Annotated in this window: 15 protein-coding genes; 3 read left to right on the top strand and 12 right to left on the bottom strand. The window is 68.8% G+C overall.

Going from position 1 to position 23399, the window contains the following annotated elements; translation table 11 throughout:
• Window positions 1-51: 51 nt before the first annotated feature.
• From AC5L34_RS15795 to AC5L34_RS15750, 10 genes are all read right to left on the bottom strand, one after another.
• Complete coding sequence (locus AC5L34_RS15795; protein ID WP_441175920.1) at window positions 52-1044, bottom strand: ABC transporter substrate-binding protein; 993 nt, start codon at window positions 1042-1044, stop codon at window positions 52-54.
• 129 nt (window positions 1045-1173) lie between these two features.
• Window positions 1174-1857 (bottom strand): L-ribulose-5-phosphate 4-epimerase, encoded by a 684-nt coding sequence (locus tag AC5L34_RS15790; RefSeq protein ID WP_494825618.1) that lies wholly within the window; start codon window positions 1855-1857, stop codon window positions 1174-1176.
• Window positions 1854-3533, bottom strand: a complete 1680-nt coding sequence (gene araB / locus AC5L34_RS15785; RefSeq protein WP_494825616.1) for a ribulokinase — start codon at window positions 3531-3533, stop codon at window positions 1854-1856. Before araB ends, AC5L34_RS15790 begins: the two co-directional genes overlap by 4 nt.
• 183 nt (window positions 3534-3716) lie before the next feature.
• A complete protein-coding gene (locus AC5L34_RS15780; protein ID WP_494825614.1) occupies window positions 3717-5357 on the bottom strand; it encodes a glycoside hydrolase family 27 protein in 1641 nt (546 codons plus the stop codon).
• Between the two features lie 258 nt (window positions 5358-5615).
• Window positions 5616-7058: a pectate lyase family protein gene (locus tag AC5L34_RS15775; RefSeq protein ID WP_494825612.1), complete on the bottom strand. Its 1443-nt coding sequence runs from the start codon at window positions 7056-7058 to the stop codon at window positions 5616-5618.
• A gap of 163 nt (window positions 7059-7221) precedes the next feature.
• Window positions 7222-8892 (bottom strand): RICIN domain-containing protein, encoded by a 1671-nt coding sequence (locus AC5L34_RS15770; RefSeq protein WP_494825610.1) that lies wholly within the window; start codon window positions 8890-8892, stop codon window positions 7222-7224.
• Window positions 8893-8990: 98 nt separating this feature from the next.
• Entirely contained in the window at window positions 8991-10502 is a 1512-nt protein-coding gene (locus AC5L34_RS15765; RefSeq protein ID WP_494825608.1) for a family 43 glycosylhydrolase, read from the bottom strand.
• A 138-nt stretch (window positions 10503-10640) separates the two neighbouring features.
• Window positions 10641-12197, bottom strand: a complete 1557-nt coding sequence (locus tag AC5L34_RS15760; RefSeq protein ID WP_494825606.1) for a family 43 glycosylhydrolase — start codon at window positions 12195-12197, stop codon at window positions 10641-10643.
• Between the two features lie 81 nt (window positions 12198-12278).
• Window positions 12279-13676, bottom strand: a complete 1398-nt coding sequence (locus AC5L34_RS15755) for an AbfB domain-containing protein (protein ID WP_494825605.1) — start codon at window positions 13674-13676, stop codon at window positions 12279-12281.
• Window positions 13677-13750: 74 nt separating this feature from the next.
• Window positions 13751-15292 carry a family 43 glycosylhydrolase gene (locus AC5L34_RS15750; protein ID WP_494825603.1) on the bottom strand — a complete coding sequence of 514 codons (1542 nt, stop codon included), beginning with the start codon at window positions 15290-15292 and terminating at the stop codon, window positions 13751-13753.
• Window positions 15293-15543: 251 nt separating this feature from the next.
• On the opposite strand from AC5L34_RS15750, the gene AC5L34_RS15745 reads away from it, so the two are divergent.
• Window positions 15544-15936 carry a substrate-binding domain-containing protein gene (locus AC5L34_RS15745; RefSeq protein WP_494825602.1) on the top strand — a complete coding sequence of 131 codons (393 nt, stop codon included), beginning with the start codon at window positions 15544-15546 and terminating at the stop codon, window positions 15934-15936.
• Between the two features lie 290 nt (window positions 15937-16226).
• Here AC5L34_RS15745 and AC5L34_RS15740 read toward each other — a convergent pair whose 3' ends face one another.
• A complete protein-coding gene (locus tag AC5L34_RS15740) occupies window positions 16227-17732 on the bottom strand; it encodes a family 43 glycosylhydrolase (RefSeq protein WP_494825600.1) in 1506 nt (501 codons plus the stop codon).
• Between the two features lie 165 nt (window positions 17733-17897).
• Complete coding sequence (locus AC5L34_RS15735; protein WP_441175932.1) at window positions 17898-19337, bottom strand: glycoside hydrolase family 43 protein; 1440 nt, start codon at window positions 19335-19337, stop codon at window positions 17898-17900.
• A gap of 1043 nt (window positions 19338-20380) precedes the next feature.
• On the opposite strand from AC5L34_RS15735, the gene AC5L34_RS15730 reads away from it, so the two are divergent.
• Together AC5L34_RS15730 and AC5L34_RS15725 are read left to right on the top strand one after the other, a co-directional pair.
• On the top strand, window positions 20381-21634 hold the full coding sequence (locus tag AC5L34_RS15730) for a cyanophycinase (protein WP_494825598.1): 1254 nt from the start codon (window positions 20381-20383) through the stop codon (window positions 21632-21634).
• 174 nt (window positions 21635-21808) lie between these two features.
• Entirely contained in the window at window positions 21809-23248 is a 1440-nt protein-coding gene (locus tag AC5L34_RS15725) for a pre-peptidase C-terminal domain-containing protein (protein ID WP_441175934.1), read from the top strand.
• Window positions 23249-23399: the final 151 nt, after the last annotated feature.

Raw genomic sequence — 23399 nt, 5'->3', positions numbered from 1 at the left:
GTGAGCGACGGGTCGGGGTCGCCGTCCCCCGGACGGCGACCCCGACGTCAGTCAGTACTTGCGGTTGGGCAGGGCCGCCTTGGCCTGCTCCTGGGTGAAGGTGGTCTCCTCGGTCTCGATCCGGGGCGGCACCTCCTCGCCGGCGTGGACCTTCTTCGCCAGGTCCATCAGCTGCGGGCCGAGCAGCGGGCTGCACTCCGCGATGAAGTTGAACTTGCCGTCGGCGAGGGCCTGCATGCCGTCCTTCACCGCGTCGATGGTGATGATGGTGATGTCCTTGCCGGGCGTCTTGCCGGCAGCGGTGATCGCCTCCAGCGCGCCCAGACCCATGTCGTCGTTGTGCGCGAACAACACGTCGATCTTCGGGTTGGCCTTGAGGAACTGCTCCATGACCTGCTTGCCCCCGGCCCGGGTGAAGTCACCCGACTGGGAGGCGACGATCTTCAGGTTCGGGTTGGCGGCGATCGCCTCGGCGAAGCCCTTCTTGCGGTCGTTGGCCGGCGCCGATCCGGTGCTGCCCTGCAACTCGACGATGGTGACCGGCCCGGCGGCGGCCTTCTTGTTCTCCACCAGCCACTCCCCGGCCAGGCGCCCCTCCTTGACGAAGTCCGAACCGAGGAAGGTCTTGTAGAGGGACTTGTCCGCCGAGTCGACGGCGCGGTCGGTCAGGATCACCGGGATGCCGGCGTCCTTCGCTTCCTTGAGCACGGTGTCCCAGCCGGACTCCACCACCGGCGAGAAGGCGATCACGTCGACCTTCTGCTGGATGTAGTTGCGGATCGCCTTGATCTGGTTTTCCTGCTTCTGCTGGGCGTCGTCGAACTTCAGCTCGACGCCCGCTGCCGCCGCCGCCTCCTTGATCGAGATGGTGTTCGCCGTGCGCCAGCCGCTCTCCGCGCCGACCTGGGAGAAGCCCAGCGTGATCTTGCCGTCGGCGGCGGAATCGCCGCCGGTGTCGCTGTTGCCGCAGGCCGCCGTGCCGCCCGCGAGCAGCACGGCGGCGGCGACCGCAATGACGGTACGTGCCGTTCTCCAGGTTCTCATCGGTTCTCCTCGGGATGGGTGATCCGGACACGCGGCCTGCCAGGCCGTGTCCGGTGTGGTGGTGGGGATGTTGCGAGAAGGGGCTGTGCCGGCTGAGCGTGCCCGGTCAGGACGTTCGAGGGTGGCCGGTCATCCGATGGTCGAACGTTGGCCGTAGACGTTCTGGTAGCGGTCGTAGAGCGAGTTGATGTCGGCCTGTGCGATCGACAGCGGCTGCCCGAGTGCCCTCGCCAGGTGCGCGGTACGGGCGACGTCCTCGCACATCACCGCGGCCTTGACCGCCGCGCGGGCGTCTCTGCCGATGGTGAAGACACCGTGGTTACGCATGAGCACCGCGGGCGAGCGGTGCCCGGACAGGGTGCTGACGATCCCCTTGCCGATGTCGTCCCCACCGATCAGCGCGAACGGTCCCACCGGGATCTCCCCGCCGAACTCGTCGGCCTGGGCGGTCAGCCAGCACGGGATCGCCTCACCCCGGGCCGCCCAGGCGGTGGCGTAGCTGCTGTGGGTGTGCACGACGCCGCCGACCTCGGGCATGGCCTGGTAGACGTAGGCGTGCGCGGCCGTGTCGCTGGACGGCGACCCGTTCCCGTCGAGCACCGCCCCGTTCAGGTCGCAGACGACCATCGTGTCCGCCGTCAGGGCGTCGTAGTCGACGCCGCTGGGCTTGATCACCATGAGATCCTGGCCGGGAACGCGCGCCGAGACGTTGCCGGCGGTCCAGGCCACCAGGCCGTACCGGGTCAGCTCGCCGTGCAGAGAGGCCACCGTCTCGCGCAGGGTGCTCACCTGCCGCGCCACATCGGAGTTCATGCGACCACCTCCAGAACCGTTTCACTCGGCGCCGCGTCCACGGCAGCGTTCCGAATCGCCCGCAGGCGGAGCATGACGTCGTTGCCGCCTCGACCGAAGTGGTCGTGCAGTGCCCGGTACTCGGCGTAGAGGGCGTCGTACGCCCGCACGTTGTCCGGGTCCGGCTGGTACACGCCCTCGTCCACCCGGCCCATCGCCTCCGCGGCGCGGTGGACGTCCGGGTACGCCCCGGCGGCGACCGCCGCGTGGATCGCCGAGCCGAGCGCCGGCCCCTGAGCGGAGCCGATGATGCTCAGCGGACGGTTGGTGACGTCGGCGTAGATCTGCATGAGCAGCCGGTTCGAGGTGAGACCGCCCGCGACGACCAGGTCACTGACCGGTACCCCGGCCTCGACGAACGCCTCGATGATCATCCGTGTGCCGAACGCCGTGGACTCCAGCAGCGCCCGGTAGACGTCCTGCGGCCGGGTCGCCAGCGTCAGCCCGACGACCAGCCCGCTGAGGTCGTGATTGACCAGCAGCGACCGGTTGCCGCTCCACCAATCCAGCGCGATCAGGCCGTGCGCGCCGACCGGCTGGCATGCGGCCAGTTCGGTGAGGCGCTCGTGCGACGCGCTCCCCGCCGGGGCGGCGTGCTCCACGAACCAGCCGAAGATGTCCCCGACTCCGCTCTGTCCGGCCTCGTAGCCCCACGCGCCGGAGCTGATGCCGCCGTCGACGACACCGCACATCCCCGCCACCTCGGCCGGGTGGGTGCCGTTGAGGACGTGGCAGGTGGACGTGCCCATGATCGCCACCAGCCGGCCGGGCTCCAGTGCCTGGGCGGCGGCCACGGTGACGTGGGCGTCGACGTTGCCGACCGCGACCGCAATGCCCGCTGGCAGCCCGGTCCAGGCGGCGGCGCGGGCGCTGAGGGTGCCGGCCCGGTCGCCCAGGGGCAGCAGTCGCCCGTCCAGCTTGGTCACGAAGTCGGCGAAGCCCGGATGCAGAGCGCTCAGGTATTCCGTCGACGGATACCGACCGTCCTGCCGGATGCCCTTGTAGCCGGCGGTGCAGACGTTACGGGTCTCCTCGTCGCACAACTGCCACACGATCCAGTCGGCCGCCTCGATGAAGCGCTCGGCGCGCCGGTAGACCTCTGGGTCCTCCTCGAGGATCTGCAGGCCCTTGGCGAACTGCCACTCGGCGGAGATCTTGCCGCCGTAACGACCGATCCACGGCTCGTTCCGCTCGTGGGCCAGCGCGTTGATGCGGTCGGCGTGCGACTGGGCCGCGTGATGCTTCCACAGCTTCACCCAGGCGTGCGGACGGTGCCGAAACTCCGGAACCTCACACAGCGGGGTGCCGTCGGCGAGCGTCGGCAGCACCGTGCAGGCGGTGAAGTCGGTGCCGATGCCGATGACCTGGGACCGGTCCACGTCGGCGTCGGCCAGCGCGGCGGGGACGGCGTACCGCAGGACGTCGCGGTAGTCCTCCGGGTCCTGCAGCGCCCAGTCAGGGGGCAGCGCAGGGCCGCCGTCGGGGAGCACGGAGTCGATCACGCCGTGGCGGTACTCGTGCACCGCGCTCCCGACCTCCGCGCCATCACGAACCCGCACCACGAGAGCCCGCCCGGAGAGCGTGCCGTAGTCGACTCCGACCACGTACCGCTCGTCCCCACCATCCGCACTGCTCATGACCACCTCCGATCGATGACCGGCATAGTGTTAACGCTCACATACAGCGCCGTCAAGACACTAGGCCGCAACAGCTCCGTAACGGAAGCGACGAGCAGAGCGTTCTTCCCTGATCGGGACGTCACCCCGCCCTGCGGCTTCGGCGCCATCGTCGTTCCGATGCGCCGGTCCCGTCCGTCGCGTTCAGATGCGGGTCCACCGTTGGTTCGCCGCGCCGGTGCAGGTCCACAGGATCAGCGGAGCGTTGTTGGCGGTGCTGGCCTCGCCGACATCGAGACACTTGCCCGACTGGACGCCACGGACGGTGCCATCGGCCTGCATCGTCCACTGTTGGTTCGCGCCGGTGCCGCAGGCCCAGAGGATCACCCTGGTACGGTCCGCGGTGCCGTTGTTCTCGGCGTCGAGGCATCTGCCGCCGATCCGCAACTGACCGGCAGTAGCGGTGATGATCTGGGTGACGCCACCGTTGCAGTCCCAGATGACCGCCTGGGTGCCGTCGTTCGGCACACCGCCGAGCACATCCAGGCAACGACCCGATCCGGCTCCGCGCAGGCTGAAGGTCGTGACGGGGGTCGTGGAGCCGGACCGGACCCGGTACACGACCGCGCCATGCGGCGGGACGGCTGCGCTGATCACACCGGTGGTGTTCCGGGTCGCCTTGGTCCAGACGTCGAACAGGCTGTAGGCACCTGCCGTGTCCATGCCGATCTCCGTGGCGGTGGTGGAGACCGTCGCGGTGCTGCCCGAGCGGTTCAGCAGGGCGACCGCGCCTGAGCCGTCGCTGAGCGCCTTGGCCCACACCTCGGTCTCGCCGAAGTCACGGACCCGGCGGGCCTGCCGACCGCCGCTGTCCTGGTTGATGGCGAGCACGTCGGGGTTCGTCAGTACGGTGCGTACGTCCGACGACATCGAGGTGATGTCGTTGCCCGCGATCAGCGGGGCGGCCATGATGGCCCACATGCTGAAGTGCGCCCGGTTCTCGGTGGGGGTGAACGTGCCACGTACGCCCACTTCGAGCATGTCGGGGTCGTTCCAGTGCTGCGGCCCCGCCCAGGAGTGCAGGGGCGCCTGCACGTCGAGAATCTCGGTGATTCCCATGAAGCAGTCGGCGCGGCAGCCGGTGCTCCACCGGTCGGTGATGTCCTCGGTCGTGCGCCACATGTCCGCCACCGAACCCCAGTTGTAGGACGGGCCCGTGTTGGCGTGCGCGCTGTTGGGGTTGATCGAGTAGACGACCGGCCGCCCCGTGGCGCGTAGTGCGTCGCGCATCTTCGAAAAGCTCGCGACCTGGTCGTCGACGGTGCCCCAGGGTGAACACCAGTCGTACTTGAGGAAGTCGACGCCCCACGAGGCGAACGTGTTGGCGTCCTGCTGCTCGTGGCCCAGCGCGCCCGTGGCACCACCGATGGTGTTGAAGTACTGCGCGCAGGTCTCCTCGCGCGGCGCCTGGTAGATGCCGAACTTCAGCCCTCTGCCGTGGATGTAGTCGCCGAGCGCCCTCATGCCGGACGGGAAGCGCACGGGGTCGGAGCGGAGGTTGCCGGAGGCGTCACGGGTCGTCGCCTGCCAGCAGTCGTCGACGACGACGTACTCGTAGCCGGCCGCCCGCATGCCGGAGCTGACCATGGCGTCGGCAGCCGCGCGGATCTTGGCTTCGTTGATGTCACAACCGAACGTGTTCCAGCTGTTCCAGCCCAGCGGCGGCCGGACGGCGGGGCTGCCGGGCGCCGCCGCGGCGGGCGGGACGGAAACGAGGATCGCACCTGCCAGGGCGGTGGCAAGGGCGGCCAGGACGGCCGTCGGCGGCCGCGTAGCTGTTCTCAAGGGGGACCTGCCTTCGGAGTCGGGACGGGATCGACGGGGATCACAAGACGCGGGAGGTGGTGTCCTGCCGGCCGCTCCCACTGGCGTTCACGTCGACGGGCCTGTGTGGGCGAGCGCGTCGGCCTGCCACCACCAGCGGCGCCAGGACACGGTCCCGGCGTGCGCCCCTCCCCGTCACCAACGGCCGGGCCGGACCCTCCGGAGGCCCCGGAACGGCCCGGCCCTGCTGGCGCCGTGATCGTTCGAAGCGGCGCCGGATCAGACGCTGATCCGACCGGCCCCGGCGCCCGCCGTGACGATGGACTTCACGTTGCAGGCGGTGTCGAGCTGGTACGGGTACGGGATGGTGGCAACGCTGCCGCCGGTCTGCCCACCACCCGAGTTGACGAAGCAGTTGTTGCGGGCGACCAGGGATCCGGGACCGGACGAGCCCTCGCCCAGATGGTAGGGATCAGCCGTGTTCTCGAAGTAGTTGCCCTCGACGAGCACCCCGGCATTCATCGTCGATGCGACGCCATAGCCGCCGACGTTGCTGTACAGGTTGTTGTAGACGTGGACCGGGTTGCCGAAGCGGACCCGTGGGTGGCGCTGGTTGGAGCCGTCGAACCAGTTGTGGTGGTAGGTGACCCGTAGGCGTCCGACATCCTGGCTGGCGTTGCTGTCACTGTGGCCGAGCAGCATCGACTTGTCATGACCGTGGACCCGGTTCCAGGAGACGGTGACGAAGTCGGATCCGCGCTTGATGTCGACTGCGCCGTCGTAGCCGCCGGTGAAGCTGTTGTGGTCGACCCAGATGTTGGTGGCCGACTGTTCGACGTTGATCGCGTCGTCGCTCCAGTTGCGGAAGTTCAGGTTGCGGATGATGACGTTGCGGTCCCCGTTGACGGTGAAACCGCAGCCGGAGATGGTCGCTCCGGCATTGCCGAGAATCGTCTTGTTGGACCGGACCCGCAGCATGCCGGAGCAGGAGATCGTGCCGGACACGCGGATGACCGCAGCGCTGGACGAGCCGAGCGCGCTGGAGAGAGCGGACGCATTCGTCACCGTGGTGGTCGCGGCGCTACCGCCGCCGGTGGTGCCACCGTTCTGGGTGGCCCAACCGACGAGGCCGGTCTGTGGCGTTCCCGGACTACCGCCGATGGGAACCAGCTGCCACTGCTGGTTCCATCCGTCGAGGTCGGCGTACTGGGAGATCCGTCCGCCGTCGGCGGTGGACCACTCCCACACCTCCAGGGCCTTGTTGGAGTGCCGGTTGATCAGCCGGACGTAGCCGCTGTCCGAGTCGAGGACCTGGAACTGCTGGTTGGTCGCGTTGAGATCGGGCCACTGCCGGTACTCCGCGCCGTCAGCGGTGTTCCATTCCCACAGATCGATCGCTTTTCCGCTGTGCCGGGCCTGCAACCGGTAGTAGCCGCTGCCGGAACTGACGAACCGGAACTGCTGCCAGGCACCGTCGTTGCGGGACCACTGCTGGATCGACGCGCCGTCGGCGGTCGACGTGTCGGCGACATCGAGAACCTTGCCGCTGTGCCGATTGACCAGCACGTAGTAGGCGTTGGTGTCGATGACCGCGGCCTGGGCCGGAGGCGACGCGATCACCGCGCCAACTACGCCGACGACGAGGGCACCGGCGGCAGCGATCAGGGACCGCCAGCGGCGCCGCAGGCGCTCGTCAGCGGGACTGGTGAGAGTGTTCGTCAAGAACCTGCCTCTTCTCGACGGTGGTGAACGGTGTCACGGTGAGCGCTGGGGGTGCGGCGAACGCCCTTTCTCGCATCGGTGCGGGCCGGTCCCGTGCGGGACCCGAGAGAGGGACTCCTGAAGGTGGCACGGGCCGAATCGAGCCGGCGCGGCGCACCAGAGCTCAGCACCAGTTCAACGTCGAGTTGATCCTGGTGACATTGCTGATCGTGTTGTTCGCCCCGCCGCAGGGACTCTGGGTGATGTTGGTGCCGCTGACCGTCAGGTTCTGGAACCGGATGCCGGAGGAGATCGGGAACTCCGTGCGCGAGGAGATCCTCACCTCGCCGCCGCCGGTCACCGTCCCGGACACCCCGGCGATGGTGACGTTGTAGCAGTTCTCCACGAGGATCGCGTTGTTTCCCGTGTTCGAGATCGTCACCCGGTCGATGACCGCGCCCCCGGACTCGGACACGCAGAAGATCCCCCGGCCGCCGCCGGAGGCGATCACGTTGCCGACCCGGATGTTGGTCGGGTACGAGCTACCCACGCGGCCGTTGCGGTTGGCCATGCGGAACGCCGCGTACCCGGTTCCGGTGCCGGCGCCCTGCGCGTCGACCGTGCCGACCGTGGCGTTGATCGTGTCGTTGAGCAGCAGGCCGGAGTAGCCGGTGTTCCGCGCCGTGACCGTTCCCACCGTCAGACCGTCCACACCGTACGTCTCCACTCCGTGCGCACCGGTCCCCGAGACGTACACGTTGTCGATGCGGACGTTGCGCACCTTCACCGCCCGGTCTCCACCGTGGTTGTCGATGCGCACTCCCAGACCCGAGGAGACCCGAATGTCGATCTGGCCCAGGGTCAGGTTGTTCACGTTACGCATGAAGATCCCGTACAACGGCGACCCGGTCAGCGTCAGGTTCTGCACCTCGACGTCCGTGGTGCCCCGCGAGTACACCGGCGCCTGGTCGCCCGAACCTGACCCGGTGACGTTGATCGTGCCGCACACCGCAAGGGTCGTGTACGACGGCAGCGACAGCCGCGAACCCGCGCTCATCGACCCGGAGCCACGAACCACCACCCGCTGCTTCGACGTCCGGCCCGCCGACAGCGAGTTCACCGCCGCCTGCATCGCCGACAGCATGCTCGAACCCGAATAGACCGTCGACGAGCCATGACGGGCCGTCCAGGTGCTTCCGCTCAGCACGGCCTCGGCGTTGGTCGACCCGCTGCCACAACCGGTGCCCGGTGGCGGCGTGGTCGGAGTGCCCCCGTCACCCACCCGAACCATCTGCCACTGCTGGTTCGCACCGTTGAGATCGGTGTACTGACTGATCCTGGCGCCGTCGGCGGTGGACCACTCCCATGCCTCCAGCGCCTTGCCGGAATGGCGGTTGATCAGCCGGACGTGACCGCCGTCGGAGTCGAGAACCTGGAACTGCTGGTTGGTGGCGTTGAGGTCCGGCCACTGACGGTACTCGGCGCCGTCGGCGACGTTCCACTCCCAGAGGTCGACGACCTTGCCGCTGTGCCGAGCCTTGAGGCGGTAGTAGCCGCTGCCGGAGGCGACGAACTGGAACTGTTGCCATCCGCCGTCGTTGCGGGACCACTGCTGGATCACGGCGCCGTCCTCCGCCGAGGTGTCCCGGACGTCGAGGACCTTGCCGCTGTGTCGGTTGACCAGTACGTAGTAGGCGTTGGTGTCGATGGTTGCCGCCTGCGCCGGCGGTGCGCTGACCACAGCGACACCGGCCGCGCCGGCCAGCGCCGTGATCATGGCGAGCGCCAGGCCGCTACGCCGGCCGCGGCGGATCGATCCGCCGCTGAACGGTATTCTCATGGTCTTCAGGGGCATCGTTTCTCCTGCGTAGTAGAAGGGCCCGGGGCGAACACACCGAGGTGGCCGGGAATCGCGGTCGCCTGATCCGGTGGATGGCTGATCCGGGTGGCTGGCTATTCCAGGTGGAAGGTGGCGGAGGCACGCTCGGCGCTCGAACTCACCGCTTCCACGTGGAGCAGTCCACCGCGGTGGCGTACGTACCGGCCCGGGAAGTTCTGTGACTCCAGCGAGAGCCCGGTGCTGGCGGCCAGGCCGGACCGGCGGTGGAAGCTCGCGTCGCCGCCGAAGAGGGCCGAGCCGTCGTTCTGCTCCACGTACAGGGCGAAGTCGCGGTGGCGCAGGTAGTAGCCCGGGAAGTTGGTCGACTCCAGCGACACGGTTCCGGCGCCGGCGAGGCCGGCGACGATGCGGAACTGCGAGTCGGCCAGGTTGGTCACGTTCGGTTCGAGGCGGGCACGGTAGTCGTAGTGCCGGATGTAGCTGGCGGTCAGGTCGTGCGAGCGCAGCCGCACCGGGGTGGCCCCGTCGGGCACCGGGATGCCGAAGTTCGGGGTGCCGTCGGCGTTCCAGTACAGCTTCTGCACCCGGGTCCGGCGGTTCGGATCGTCGAGCGGGTCGCCGACGATGTCCCGGTAGTTGCGGTCGTGGTAGACCAGGATGTCGCTCTGCCCGTCCTCCGAGACGGTGAACGAGTTGTGGCCGGGGCCGTACTGTCCGGTGGCCGGATTGCTGGCGAACACCGGGGTCGGGCTCTTACTCCAGGCGGCGGCGTCGAGCAGGTTCGCGCCGGCGGAGGCGCTCAGCATCCCGAGGCAGTAGTTCGCGTCGGTGGCGCTGGCCGAGTAGGTCAGGAAGACCCGGCCATTGCGCTGGATCACCGCCGGCCCCTCGGCCACCCGGAAGCCGCGGGTCTCCCAGTCGTACGTCGGCACGACCAGCCGGGTCACCGTACCCGTGATCTGCCACGGGTTGGCGCCCATCCGGGCGAGGTAGACGTTGGAGTTGGTCGAGATGCCGGGCTCCTGCTGCGCCCAGGTCAGGTAGCGCACCCCGTTGACCACGAAGGTCGAGGCGTCCAGGCTGAACGTGTCCCACGGGGTCGTGATCCGACCGCGTTCGGTCCACGACCCGCCCAGCGGGTTCGCGTTCGCGTTCTCCAGCACGTACATCCGGATCCGCCACACGTCGTCGGTCCGCCCGGCGGCGAAGTAGACGTACCACCGGTTGTTGATGAAGTGGATCTCCGGTGCCCAGATGTGGGCGCCCATCTCCCCGCTGGTGTGCCGGCGCCAGATCGTCGTCTCCGCTGCCGTGGCCAGCCCCTGCAGTGTGGTGGCCCGGCGCAGCACGATCCGGTCGTACTGCGGCACCGTCGCGGTCATGTAGTAGTAGCCGTCGGTGTGCCTGACGATGTGCGGGTCGGCCCGCTGGTTCGCCAGCGGGTTGGTGTAGTCCACCGACGGCGCGGCGTGCGCCGGGCCAGCCACCGGAAGGCCGGCCGACACGGCGAGTATCGCGAGCACCGCGGCCAGCACCGACCGCAGGCGCCAGCGGGCACGGCGGTCGGTGGGCCCCGGGCCGACTGCCCGGCGGTTGACTGGACGGAACGGGTGCTGATGCGGCATGTGCCCTCCCAGTTGGGCGAGATCGTCGGTCAGCGAGGTGAGCGTGAAGGCATCCAGCTCGGCGTGACCCGAGTGTGGTTCGAGGGTGCGGAGCATCCCGGTGGGCAGGCACGGGCCCGCCCACCGGAATCAGCCGGGTCAGTACACGTAGGGCCAGGCAGCGGCGTCGTAGCCGATGCGGTTGATGCCGAGCAGCGACGCGCCGTTGTCGGCGTAGTAGTGGTAGAACAGGTAGTCGCCGTCAGTGTCTGCGAGGAACGCCTGGTGGCCGGGGCCGTGGACACTGCCGTGCGAGGCGAGGATCTGCGTGCCCCCGCCGGAAAGCATGTCCCGACCGGCGCGGTCGACGAACGGCCCGGTCGGGCTCGCCGACCGGCCCACCATGACGCGGTACGTGCTGCTGGCGCCCTGGCAGCAGCGATCGAACGAGACGTACAGGTAGTACCACGCACCGCGCTTGACCACGACCGGTGCCTCGATGCCGGGACCATAGGCGGCGAGGCCCTGCATCGAGGTGCCGAGCCGACGTCCGGTAGCCGGGTCCAGTTGGATCGTCTTGATCCCGGACCAGAACGAGCCGAAGCTCAGCCACCAGCGGCCCTGGTCGTCGACCACGAGGTTCGGGTCGATCGCGTTGAAGTTGTCCGACGTCCGCGACTCGACGACGAGGCCCTCGTTGGTCCAGCTTCCGGACGCGCCGGTGGTGCTGGTGGCCAGGAAGATCGCCGAGCGGTTGGAGCCGAAGGTCGACGCCGAGTAGTACAGGTAGTAGCGGCCGTTGCGGTACGACAGATCCGGCGCCCACAGGTTGCGCGCGCCACCGGTGTACGTGGTGGTCCACGGCGCGCCACCGGGGAAGACGGCGCCGGCGTTGCGGTAGGTGACCCGGTCGGTCGAGGTCTTCAGCGCGATGTCGTTGCCGGTGTGCGCGAGCAGGTAGGTGCCGTCGGGCCGCTTGACCACGGTCGGGTCGTGGACACCGATGTCTCCCGAGACCCTGATGGGCTGCGGGTAGGACGCCGGCGGGTTGCCCGTCGGCGGAGGCGGTGTGGTGGTCGGGGTGCTGCCGCCCAGGCGCACCAACTGCCACTGTTGATTGGCCCCGTCCACGTCGGAATAGCCGGCCAACCGGCCACCGTCGGCCGTCGACCACTCCCACACATCGACGACCTTGCCCGACTGCCGGTTCACGAACCGCACGAACCCACCCACGGAGTCCAGCAACCGGAACTGCTGCGTAGCCGACCCCCGATCACTGGTCTGCACCAAACGGGTGCCATCGGTGGCGCCCGGCAACTCCAGCACCTTCCCGCTGTGCCGCGACCGCACCTTGTAGTACCCACCACCGGCATCGACGAACTGCCACTGCTGCACCGCAAGATCGTTACGTGCCCACTGGTTCACCGGCGCACCCTCCGCCGTCGACCAGTCATAGACATCCATCGCCTTACCACTGTGCCGATTCACGAACACGTACGACGCCGAGGTATCCACCGTCGCCGCCGACGCCGACGGCACCCCCAACACCACCCCCGCACCCGCCACCAACACCGCCACACCCGCGGCCAACCCCACCCGCCACCCACGCCGCCGCGCACCCACCCGCGGCACCCGATCCACAATCACCATCGAAATCTCCTTCTGACAAGAGGCGTCGCCAAGGACCGCCTGGACTGATACGGCGGGAGCCGGCATGCGACGTGCGGCCGGGCTCCGACCATGCCGGCTCGGATACGTGGTCGCGGTCTTCGAAGTCGCTGGATCCGGGTCAGCCGTTCAGTGCCCGATCTGGAACGTGGCGTCCGCCCGATCCATCGCGCTCGAGGACGCGCTGAGCGGGTCGATGCGGAGGACGTAGTTGGCATGACGCAGGTAGTAGTTGCTGAAGTTGTGCGAGCGGAACGAGGACCATCCGCCGTCGGCGAGGCCGGCGGTCCGATGGAAGGTGGCGTCGGCGGCGAAGCCGGAGGATCCGTCGTTCCCGGCCAGGACGAGGACGTAGTTGCTGTGCCGCAGGTACTGGCCGGGGTAGTTGACCGATTCGAACGACACGCCCGAGGAATTCGCCAGTCCGGGTCGCAGGCGCCATTGGGCGTCGGCGTACGGGTCGAACGGGTAGGGGTCGATCCGCGCCGCGTTGCCAGCATGACGGATCAGGTGGTCGGGGAAATTGAACGACTTGATCCGGTTCCAGTTCGGTGTGCCCCAACGGGCCAGCATCGCCGCGTGCTCGGCGGCGGTGATGGGTGCGATGGTGGGATGCTTGGCGTTCAGCGGCTGGGTGTAGCGTTCCTTGCCGAGCGGGGTCCAGCTGTTGCTGTCGATGTCGCCGCTGCGCCAGACGTAGAGTTCGCCGTTGTTCGGGGAGAACGAGTCGCCCCAGAGGAACCATTCGTTGCGGTCGTTGGCCTTGACCACGATCGGCGCCTCGATGCCGCCATTGACCACGCCGCTGGTGTACGTGCCACGGTCGAAGCTGCGCGGGGCGAGGCTGCTGGACCGGGCGCCGTAGAGCCGGCCGTCGGCGAAGCTCTTGTAGTACAGGTAGTTCGCCCCGCTCCCGACGTGCACGGTGGCGTCCAGCACGTCGAATCCCGGGTCGAAGTACAGCTGGTGGGCGCTGACCGTACGGAAGTCGGTGGTGTAGTTGACGTAGAAGGAGTCCCGGTTGTTGTTCCTGGCGGAGTACAAGATGCCGTACTGGCCCCGCGAGGCGTCCCAGAACGCCTCCGGCGCCCAGGTGTGGGTGGCCATCGTGTGCATGCGCACCCGGCGGTAGCCGGTGAAGCTGCGTAAGTCGGGAGAATCCCAGATGTGGATGTACTGGTTCTGCTGGGTGAAGTCCGTGCCCTTGAGGTCGGTGGCGAGCACGACGAAGGTGTCGTCCTGCTTGCGCATGATGAACGGGTCGCGCAGGCCGCCGGTGCCGGCGGTGGGGGTGACGACCGGGTTGTTCTGGTTCAGCGGCGTCCAGGTGAGCCCGTCGGTGCTGACAGCCAGATGCAGGCCGTAGTTGTTGGCCGCCGAGGACGGCGACTCGGTGAAGTAGCCCATGACGTAGCCGCCGTAGGCCAGGGCGGCCCGGGCCGGCGCGGCGCCGTGAGACAGGACGCCGGCGCCAGTGGCCATCGCCGCGGATGCGCCAGCGGCCAGCAGGGTGCGTCGGGAAACCATCGGGGGCTCCTTTCCGGCCTCGGTGCGGGCCGGGTGCGAGGTGCGAGCGGTCGCGCCCGGGCGGAGGGGCTGGTTCACTCCCCGGAGGGAGCGGTAAGGGTGACCCCGAGCCGGGCAGGGGCGCCGAAGTTGGGGGTCCCATCGGCGTTCCAGGTGAACTTCTGGGCTCGGGTCGACCGGTTCATGTCACAGCCGCCGCCAGCGGAGTCGTTGGCGTGGTAGACGATCCAGTCCTCGGTGCCGTCGGGTGAGGTGAAGAACCCGTTGTGGCCCGGGGCGTAGACACCGTTGGCGTCACTGCGCTGGAAAACCGGGTTCGGCGCCTTGGTCCAGTGCCCCGGGTTGAGGGGGTCGCTGCCGGTGAAGGTGAGCAGGCCGAGCTTGTAGTCCGGTCCCCAGCAGGCGCTCGCCGAATACACGATCATCGTGCGCCCGTTGCGGTACAGCGGTTCCGGACCCTCGTTGACCGGGTGGGTCTGCCGCTCCCAGGCCAGCGTCGGGGAGCTCAACCGGACCCGGCTGCCACTGAGCGTCCACGGGTTGCTCATCGGCGTGATGAACAGGCTCTGCCCGTAGCTGCCACCGGGGTTGTACGTACCCATCAGGTAGAGCCGGTTGTTGACCGTCATGATGCTCGCGTCGAGCTGCCAGTCGCTACCGAGATCGGCCTTGAACGTGTACGGGCCCATCGGGTCAGTGCCGGCGCTTTCCAGCACGTGCAGCCGCTGCGTGGGGTTGAAGTCGGGCACATTCTGCCCGGCGGTGTAGTAGAAGTACCACCGCGGCCCGTTGGGCCCGTTGATCAGGTGGAACTCGGGTGCCCACATGTTGCAGCAGCCGTTGGCACGTCCGGCCAGGTTGAAGATCACCTGATCCTGGGCGGTGGCCAGCCCGGCGAGGGTGTTGGACCGGCGCATGGTGATCGTCGAGTTCCACGTCGTCGTGGCCAGGTAGTAGACCCCGTTGTGCACGCGCAGCCACGGATCAGGACCGTTGCGCTTGATCGGGTTCGTGAACGTCCGGCTGCCGCCCGGTGGGGTGGTGGGTGTTCCACCCCCCAGGCGCACCAACTGCCACTGTTGATTGGCCCCGTCCACGTCGGAATAGCCGGCCAACCGGCCACCGTCGGCCGTCGACCACTCCCACACATCGACGACCTTGCCCGACTGCCGGTTCACGAACCGCACGAACCCACCCACGGAGTCCAGCAACCGGAACTGCTGCGTAGCCGACCCCCGATCACTGGTCTGCACCAAACGGGTGCCATCGGTGGCGCCCGGCAACTCCAGCACCTTCCCGCTGTGCCGCGACCGCACCTTGTAGTACCCACCACCGGCATCGACGAACTGCCACTGCTGCACCGCAAGATCGTTACGTGCCCACTGGTTCACCGGCGCACCCTCCGCCGTCGACCAGTCATAGACATCCATCGCCTTACCACTGTGCCGATTCACGAACACGTACGACGCCGAGGTATCCACCGTCGCCGCCGACGCCGACGGCACCCCCAACACCACCCCCGCACCCGCCACCAACACCGCCACACCCGCGGCCAACCCCACCCGCCACCCACGCCGCCGCGCACCCACCCGCGGCACCCGATCCACAATCACCATCGAAATCTCCTTCGAATGTCTGGACCGCCCCGGACGCCGAGCCCTCGATCCCGGTGAGGGACGTCGCCATGACGACGCGCGGTCGCTCGCCCATTCGACGACGGAGCCCAGCACAGCGACCTCGCACGCGGAGCGACGCCCGCCGAGGGACGTGACAGCAGCATTACATCCGCGTTACGAATAAATGTTTGCGTTAACATCGATGGATGTCAAGCTCGGAGGTCGATCCACATTGACTACTTTGAGCGAGCGTGGAATTGCGCAGCGCGGCACCACCCGGCCACCGGTGGGCGTTTCCGGAGAGGGTCCGCGCACGGCTCGTCGAGAAGTACGAGCCGCTCTCCGGCAATGTCGGCGCACACCCCCGACCGGCCTCGCGCGGCTTGCGGGTGCCCGAGGACGTCGCCGTGATCGGCTACGACGACATCGAGGACGGCACATATTCGAACCCGCCGGTTAGCACGATCTCCCCGGACAAGCAGGTGATCGCGACGACTGCGGTGGAGCGTCTGCTGCTGCGTATCGCCAGTCGCACACCGCTGCCCGGCATGGAGCTGCGCGCACCGCACCGCCTCGTGGCACGGGAGAGCACCGTGGGGCGAGTTGCGGCGGGCGGTCACCGGCGACCGACCGGCGCGGCGTAGGGGCTCGGCCGAGGTCCGCGGCGAGGGATGAGCGGGCTCGGTCGACCTCCGCACCCGCCGCGCCGGGTTTGGCGGACAAGGCGTACACGTGTCGGGTCAACTGCCGCTACCTGCGTCGACGCGGGACCGCCGCGACCATCCGCTCAGCCACCGCGAGCACCGGTGACGCTCCACGACGGACCGCGCCGGCCGCCCGCGGCCACCGCGTGACCGTTGGTGATCGATGGTCACGCGGTGGCCGTCGCACGCCCGCGCTACGGCGCACCACACCGCGACGTGATGTCGGGGTATCAGGATGTCCGGCGGAAGGTGGCGTCGGCGCGGTCGGTGCCGGTGCTGATCACGTCGATCCGTAACACGTAGTTGCTGTGCCTGACGTACCGGTCGGGGAAGTTGTAGGACTGGTACGACGACCACGACGAGTTCGCCATCCCGGCTACCTCACGGAAGGTGGCGTCCGCCCTGAACGTCGTCGAGCCGTTGTTCGGTTCCAGTCCCAGCACATAGTTGTTGTGCCGCAGGTAGTAGCCGGGGAAGTTGACCGACTCGAACGACACGTACCCGGGCCCGCTGTTCGCCAGCCCGGGGACCACCCGGAACTGCCCGTCCAGCGCCGGGTTGACGTTCGGGTCGATCCGGACGGCGTAGTTCTGGTGCCGCACATAGCGGTCCTGGAAATTGAACGACTGCAACCGCTGGACGGGCACCGCGCCCGCGTTGTCGAGTTCGCCGGACGGGCCGGCCAGGACGGTCGAGGTGGATACGGGAACGCCGAGGTTGGGCGTGCCGTCCGGGTTCCAGGAGATCCGCTGCGCGCGGCTGGTGCGGGTGGTCCCGCATCCCTGCGAGGACGAGGAGTTGGCGTGGTAGACGATCCAGTCCTCCGTGCCGTCGGGCGAGGTGAAGAAGGAGTGGTGGGCGGGACCGTACACCCCGTTGGCGTCGTTGCGCTGGAAGAGCGGGTTGGTGAGCTTGGTCCACGAGGTGCGGCTCAGCGGGTTGGAGCCGGTCAGCTCAAGCGCCCCGATCTTGTAGTCGGGTGTGCCGCAGAAGCTGGCCGAGTACGTGAGGAACGTGCGGCCGGCGCGTTGCAGCACGTAGGGGCCCTCGTTGACGGGGTTGCCTTGGCGCTCCCACGAGAGTGTGGGCTCAGAGATCAGCGTTCCCAACGACGCGGGCGTCCACGGGTTGGTCAGACGCGTGATGTACAGACTCTGCAGGCCGCCATTCTCGAACCCGGAGTTGTTGTTGAACGCGGAGAACACGAAGTAGTTCACTCCGCTGACCGTCATGACGCTACCGTCGATCGACCAGCCGTTGTTCGGCATCAGGTTGAGCGGGCCTCGATAGGTGTAGGGACCCATCGGATCGGTTCCCGCGCTCTCCAGCACATGTTGTCGCTGCCCCCCGCAGCACGAGCTCGGGCCGGCCGAGTAGTACAGGTACCAGCGCTGCCCGTTCGGACCGTTGAGCAGATGCATGCTGGGCGCCCACATGTTCGATGTCGCGTTCGGCTGCGACATCGTGAACACCCGCGTCTCCGGCGCGGTACGGAGGCCGCCAAGGGTCGACGCCTTACGGATGTAGATGTTCCCTGTCCAGGTGGTGGCCGTGTAGTAGTAGTTGCCGTCGTGGTAACCGAGCCACGGGTCGGCGCTGTTGGGCGTACCGACGATGGGATTCTGGAACGACGCTCCAGGAGCGGCGCTGCTCGGGGTGGAAACGGCGAGCGCGCTGACGCTGAGCACGACAGCGGTGACCAACGCGATGGCCATGGATCGTGTACGTGTGCGCATGATGCGGGTCCTTTCGACGACGGACGTGGTGCGACGTAGCGAGGCGACGAACCATTGGTCGCCACCTGGGACGGGTGAGGTTCGCGCTCGTCGCCGTCCAGATACCACCGCTGGGGTACCTGCCGACGTGGATCCGATCGGACCTCCTCGCACGGGGGGGCCGGGTTAGCCGGTAACGCGGAAGGTGGCGTCAGCACGGCCCTGCGCGTCGGTGATCGGATCGAGCCGGAGCAGGTAGTTGGAGTGCCGGATGTAGCGGTCCGGGTGGCTGTAGGACCGGAACGACGTCCACGAGGAACTGGCGAGGCCGGCGACCTGCCGGAAGGTGGCATCGGCGGCGAAGACGGCGGTGCCGTCGTTGGCTTCCAGCCGGAGGTCGAACCCGTAGTGGCGCAGGTAGTAGCCCGGGAAGTTGACCGACTGGATGGACACCGTGCCGGAGCCGGCCAGGCCGGGCACCAGCCGCCACTGGCCGTCCTGGGCGGGGCTGACGCTCGGGTCGATGCGGGCGTCGTAGTCGGCGTGCCGTACGTACCGGTCCTGGAAGTTGTACGACTGGATCCGGCTGGCCGCGGTGGTGCCCCAGCGGGCGAGCACGCGGCTCTGCTCGGCGGCGGTCAGATTCAGGATCGAACCGTGCCGCTTCCTGGTGCCGCCCATGGCGTACGAGCCGGACGCCGGCAGCCGGAAGCCGCCGGGGCTCGACGGGTTGGTGGTCAGGACGGGCAGGTAGCCGCGCCCGGACGCGTACTGGTCAAGGTAGAGCACCCACTCGTTGCGGTTGTTGAACCTCAGCCACATCGGACCCTCGACCTGGGCGCCGGTCAGTCCGAGGCCGGACAGGTTGCCAAGGTTCGTCCAGGTGCCGAGGATGGAGTTGCTGCCTTCGACGGTGATCTGGTCGTCCCGGGAGGCCCGGACGTAGCGGTAGGCGCCGACGCCGGCCGGCACCTCGACGATCTGGGTGTCGATGATCTCCTGGCTGCCGGGCCGGCTGATGTAGATCTGCGGGGCCGTGATGCTGCGGAAGTCCGCCGTGCGCGCGGAGTAGACGCGATGCTTGGTCGCCCCGTCGAGTGGGACGTTCGTCGCCCAGTAGAGGACGTAGTCGCCGGTGGCCGGGTTCCAGATCGCCTCCGGAGCCCAGGCATTGCGTCCGTCCGGGATCGCGCCGGCGACGTTCAGCAGCCACGGTGCCGACCAGTTGACGAGGTCGGTGGACTCCCACACGACGAGGTTACGGCTGCCGTTGTTGATCGCGGTCGACCAGTCCTGGCCACAGCCGATGCACAGGTCGGTAGCGACGATCCAATACCGGTCGCCGGCGGGCGAGCGGACCAGAGCGGGGTCGCGGACGCCGCGGGTGCCGACGGTGGAACGCAGCACGAGTCCCCCGTTGTTGAGGTCCGTCCAGCGTAGGCCGTCGGTGCTGTGGGCGAGGTGGATCTGCTGATCGGTCGACGACTCACCGGTGAAGTGCGCCATCAGGTAGCCGACGGTCGGGTCGAGCGCGGCCGCCTCCTTCGGCGTCGCCACCGACCAGGTGGTGAACAGCAGGCACGCGGCGACCGAAACCGCGCCCAGCCGGGCAAGGACTCTCGACATGGGTTCTCTCCTTCGCGGAGGGGCGTTCAAGTCAGCTAGAGGGCCGGTGTGACGGGGCGGATGTAGCAGGTGTCGGTGCCGGGCGCCTCCCATCCGCCGCACGCCGTCGCCCCCTGTGTCGACAGCCGGTTGTCGGCGCGGAAGCCGTACCGCAGCGCCACGGATGGTTCGGGCGGGCGGTGTGCCGGCGCCCGCCTCCGGGCCTTGTGGGGCGTGTCCGGGGACCGTCGGAAACGCTGTTTCCGTACCCGGCCGGGTTCAGTTGGTGGGTCGGCAACGAACGAAGGACACATTGCCGCGACCTGGGCGCCCGGCCGAGGGCCAGCGCTTCGGCTTCGTCACGCGGGGCGGCCCGAAGGCCTGTCCGGCATGCCATCCGTGCTGACACAGGTCTCGTGGGCACACCGGACGGCCGAAGCCGCTGCTAATCGCCGTGGGGCCACGGTGACGTCCCCCTTCCGGACCCGACTGTCATGTTAGCGATAACAGGAGCAGCATGACGGTTTCGGGCTCCGCGATTCTGACGGTGGGTGGTCTGCCGTGCGGGCAGCTCTGATGCGCCACGCTGGCGCAGGCGCAGGTGTGTTCTCTTCGTTAAGCTCGCGTTGCGGACCAGTGTTAGCGATACCATCTGAGGTGTCAAGAAATCGAACATGCTCGTTCGCCTCGGGATGCGTCACCAGGGCCGGCCGCCCACCGAGACAGCGGTGCTGCGTTGACGTGCGCCACCCGGTCAAGGGCAGGATCCGCTCCACGACGCCGGTGTGGGCGCTACCGTCCCGCGTGCGGCCGTACCGCCGATCGGCTTTTACGCGACGCTGAGTGTCCGGCGGGTGACGGCCGGGGCTGTCCGAGCCTGGCGAGGCGCGGCCCGCACCCACGGCATCGTCGACGCGCCGACCACCGCGGGGACCGGTCCTGTCTGCCGCGCCGGTGAGCCGAACCCACCCATCGACGAGCGGTCGCGATCGGCCGTTGTCGGGTGGGTGTTCTGTCGTACGCTCACGTCGGCCCGCCCTCACGGTCTCCAGTGAGGAACAGTCATGCCCTTGAACCGTCTGCTGGCCCTCGGGGTCGGCGCGTGCACGGCGGTCGCGTTGAGCGTCCCCCTGGCTGCGGTCCCCGCCTCGGCAACCTCGTCGTCCCACCGCTCCGGTGGCAGCCTCGTGCTGGTCGGCGGCGCGCTCGCCGACGACAACGCGACCATCTACGGCGACATCGTCCGGCTGGCCGGCGGCACCGGCAGGGCCCGCATCGGCATCTTCACGGCGGCGGCGCCCACCCCGTCGGAGGATCCGGACGCGGACACCCCGGACTGCAACAACAGCGTCTGCAACGGCGACTACTACGCGAACCTGTTCAAGACGTACGGCGTGGCCGACGCGCAGTGGATCCCGATCGACGTCGACCACCCCGAGAAGGCCGACGACCCGGCCGTGGTGGCCCAGATCAACTCGATGACCGGCTTCTTCTTCGGCGGTGGCGACCAGTACCGGTACGTCACCACCATGACGCGGGGCAGGGCGCAGCGCGACTCGGCGGCGCTGGCCGCGGTCCGGCGCAAGCTGCGCGCGGGCGCGGTCGTCGCCGGCACCAGCGCGGGCGCGCAGATCATGGCCGGCCGCGACATGATCACCGGCGGGTCGGTCGACCCCGGCCTGCGGGACGGGTCGAAGGCCGGCTACTTCGACGACTCCAGCGTCCTCGGGTACCTGCCGAAGGGCGGGTTCGGCTTCTTCCGCGACGGTCTGGTGGACACCCACTTCTCCCGGCGCGGCCGGGAGGCCCGGTCGATCCGGCTCGCCACCGACACCCGCAACAAGCGGGTCTTCGGTCTGGACGAGAACACCGCGCTGGAGGTGACCGGCGTCGGCTCGCGGCACCAGCAGCTGCGGGTGCTCGGCCAGCACGGGGTGAGCGTGCTCGACCTGCGGTGGGCGCGCACCACCCGTACCCCCGTCTGGGGTGTCGGGGGCGTGCGCTGGACCCGGTTGACCGAGGGCGACCAGTACCGCTCGGACCGCTGGCAGCCGGTCGTCGCCCGGTCGAAGCAGCGGGTCAGCGGGGCGCCGGGCTGCGACGTGACGCCCACCGGGGACGTGTTCTGGAACTACGGCCTGGTCACCGGCGCCGAGGCGTTGATCGGCAACGCCGGCTGCGCGTCGGTGTCCGACGTGTCGTACGAGGACGACCCGCGGTGGGAGGCGACGCTGACCCGGGGACGGGGCTTCGCCGCGTTCCGGGCCGGTGAGTCGACCTCGTTCACCGGCGTCGTGATCGGCATCGCCGCCCGGTAGGCGTCGCCCGGTAGAGAGGTGAGGAAGGGCCGTTCGACGGCTGTCGAGGGGCCCTTCCACAGTCGTGCGTGGGGCCGGAGCACGGCATCGGCCGTAACAGAAATTACGTATTGAGCAGGAAACTTAATCGATGTAACTTCTGTTTCATCGATCCGTGGCCCCTCGGAGGTGCCCATGTCCCCTGTCCGCAACCCCCTGCGTACCCGTCTCGCGGTGTTGACCGCCGCGAGCCTCGTCGCGACCCTCACCCCGATCGGGGCGACCGCAGCCCACGCCCAGGTCATCCGCGACCGGCAGGGCAGCTCCACCGATGTGAGCCGGGCGAGCTGGTCCGGCCCGGCGTACACGATGAACGGCTCCGGCGGCGTCGTGTCCGCCACCATGACGCGGGCGATCAACGCGATCCGCGGTGGTAGCGGCACGATCGACGTGGCGGTCGTCGCCGCGTCCGACGGCGGCACCCCGGAATGCGACGACATCATGGGCCTGGCCGGGGTCAACTCCTGCACCACGTTGACGCTGACCGCCACGAACGACGGCAACAACAGCCAGGTGAACACCGACATCCGCAACGCCGAGTTCGTCTACTTCGCCGGCGGCAACCAGTGCAACTACGCGGCATGGAAGGGCACGGCGCTGGAGGCGTCCGTGGAGTCCGTCGTGGCCAAGGGCGGTGGCGTCGGCGGCGGCAGTGCCGGCCACCACATCAACAGCGACATCGTGTACGACGCGTGCGCCGCCAGCGCCACGTCGGCGGTCGCCCTGGACGACCCGTACGACCGGTCGATGACGTTCACCACCGGCATGTTCCGCTGGGCGAACTACGCCAACACCGTCAACGACTCGCACTTCCAGGAGCGCGACCGGATGGGTCGCACGATGGCGTTCGTCGCGCGGGCGGTCAAGGACGGTCGCACCAGCGGCGGCGCGGCCTGGGGCGTCGGCGTCAACGAGGGCGCGTCGCTGTTCATCGACAAGTCCGGGATGGCCACGCTGAGCGGCTCGAACGCGTACGTGGTCCTCGGCGACCACCAGCCGGAGGTGGCGGTCTCCGGGCAGCCGCTGACGTACTCCAACTTCAAGATCTGGCGGCTGTCCGGCGGGCAGACCTACGACTTCGCCAACCGTCCCACCTGCGGCTACTACCTGAAGAGCGTGACCAACGGGGTGCCGAGCAGCAACCTCTACAGCGGTACGCCGGTCACCGACTGCTCGACCACGCCGCCGCCCCCGCCCGGGGGCGGTTCCGCGTACGCCGAGGTCGAGCCGAACGACAGCCGCACCGCCGCGAACGACGTCAGCGGCCGCAGCTACCCGCTGACCGTGACCGGTGACATGAAGAGCGGCAGCGACCGGGACTACTTCAAGGTGAGCCTCACCAGTGGCCAGACGCTCACCGTCGACTGTGCGGTCCCGAGCGCGTACGACGCCGACCTCTACCTGCTCAGCTCGAACGGCAGCACGCTGACCCGGTCGGTCAACGACGGGGCGGGCGCGGACGAGTCGGTCTCGCTGACCCGTACGTCGTCCGGATCGGCCACCTACTACGTCGAGGTGGAGGCGTACTCCGGATCCGGCACGGCCGACTACGCCTGCACCGTCGCCAAGTCCTGATCCCCCCCGGTCGAAGGCGCGCCCTCCTCACCCCCGGGGCGGGCGCGCTCTCGGCCCGTGTGGTCTGACCACCGGGACCATCCTCCAGTGGGTGGTGCGCGGGCGGGGACACCTCGCCCGTTCCGTGTCGGGGCGGGCCGGCACGGAGCGG

It is taken from the genome of Micromonospora sp. ZG13, from assembly GCF_059359355.1.
The sequence above is the reverse complement of the archived record's forward strand: the minus strand, read 5'-3'. Positions and strand labels throughout refer to the sequence as shown.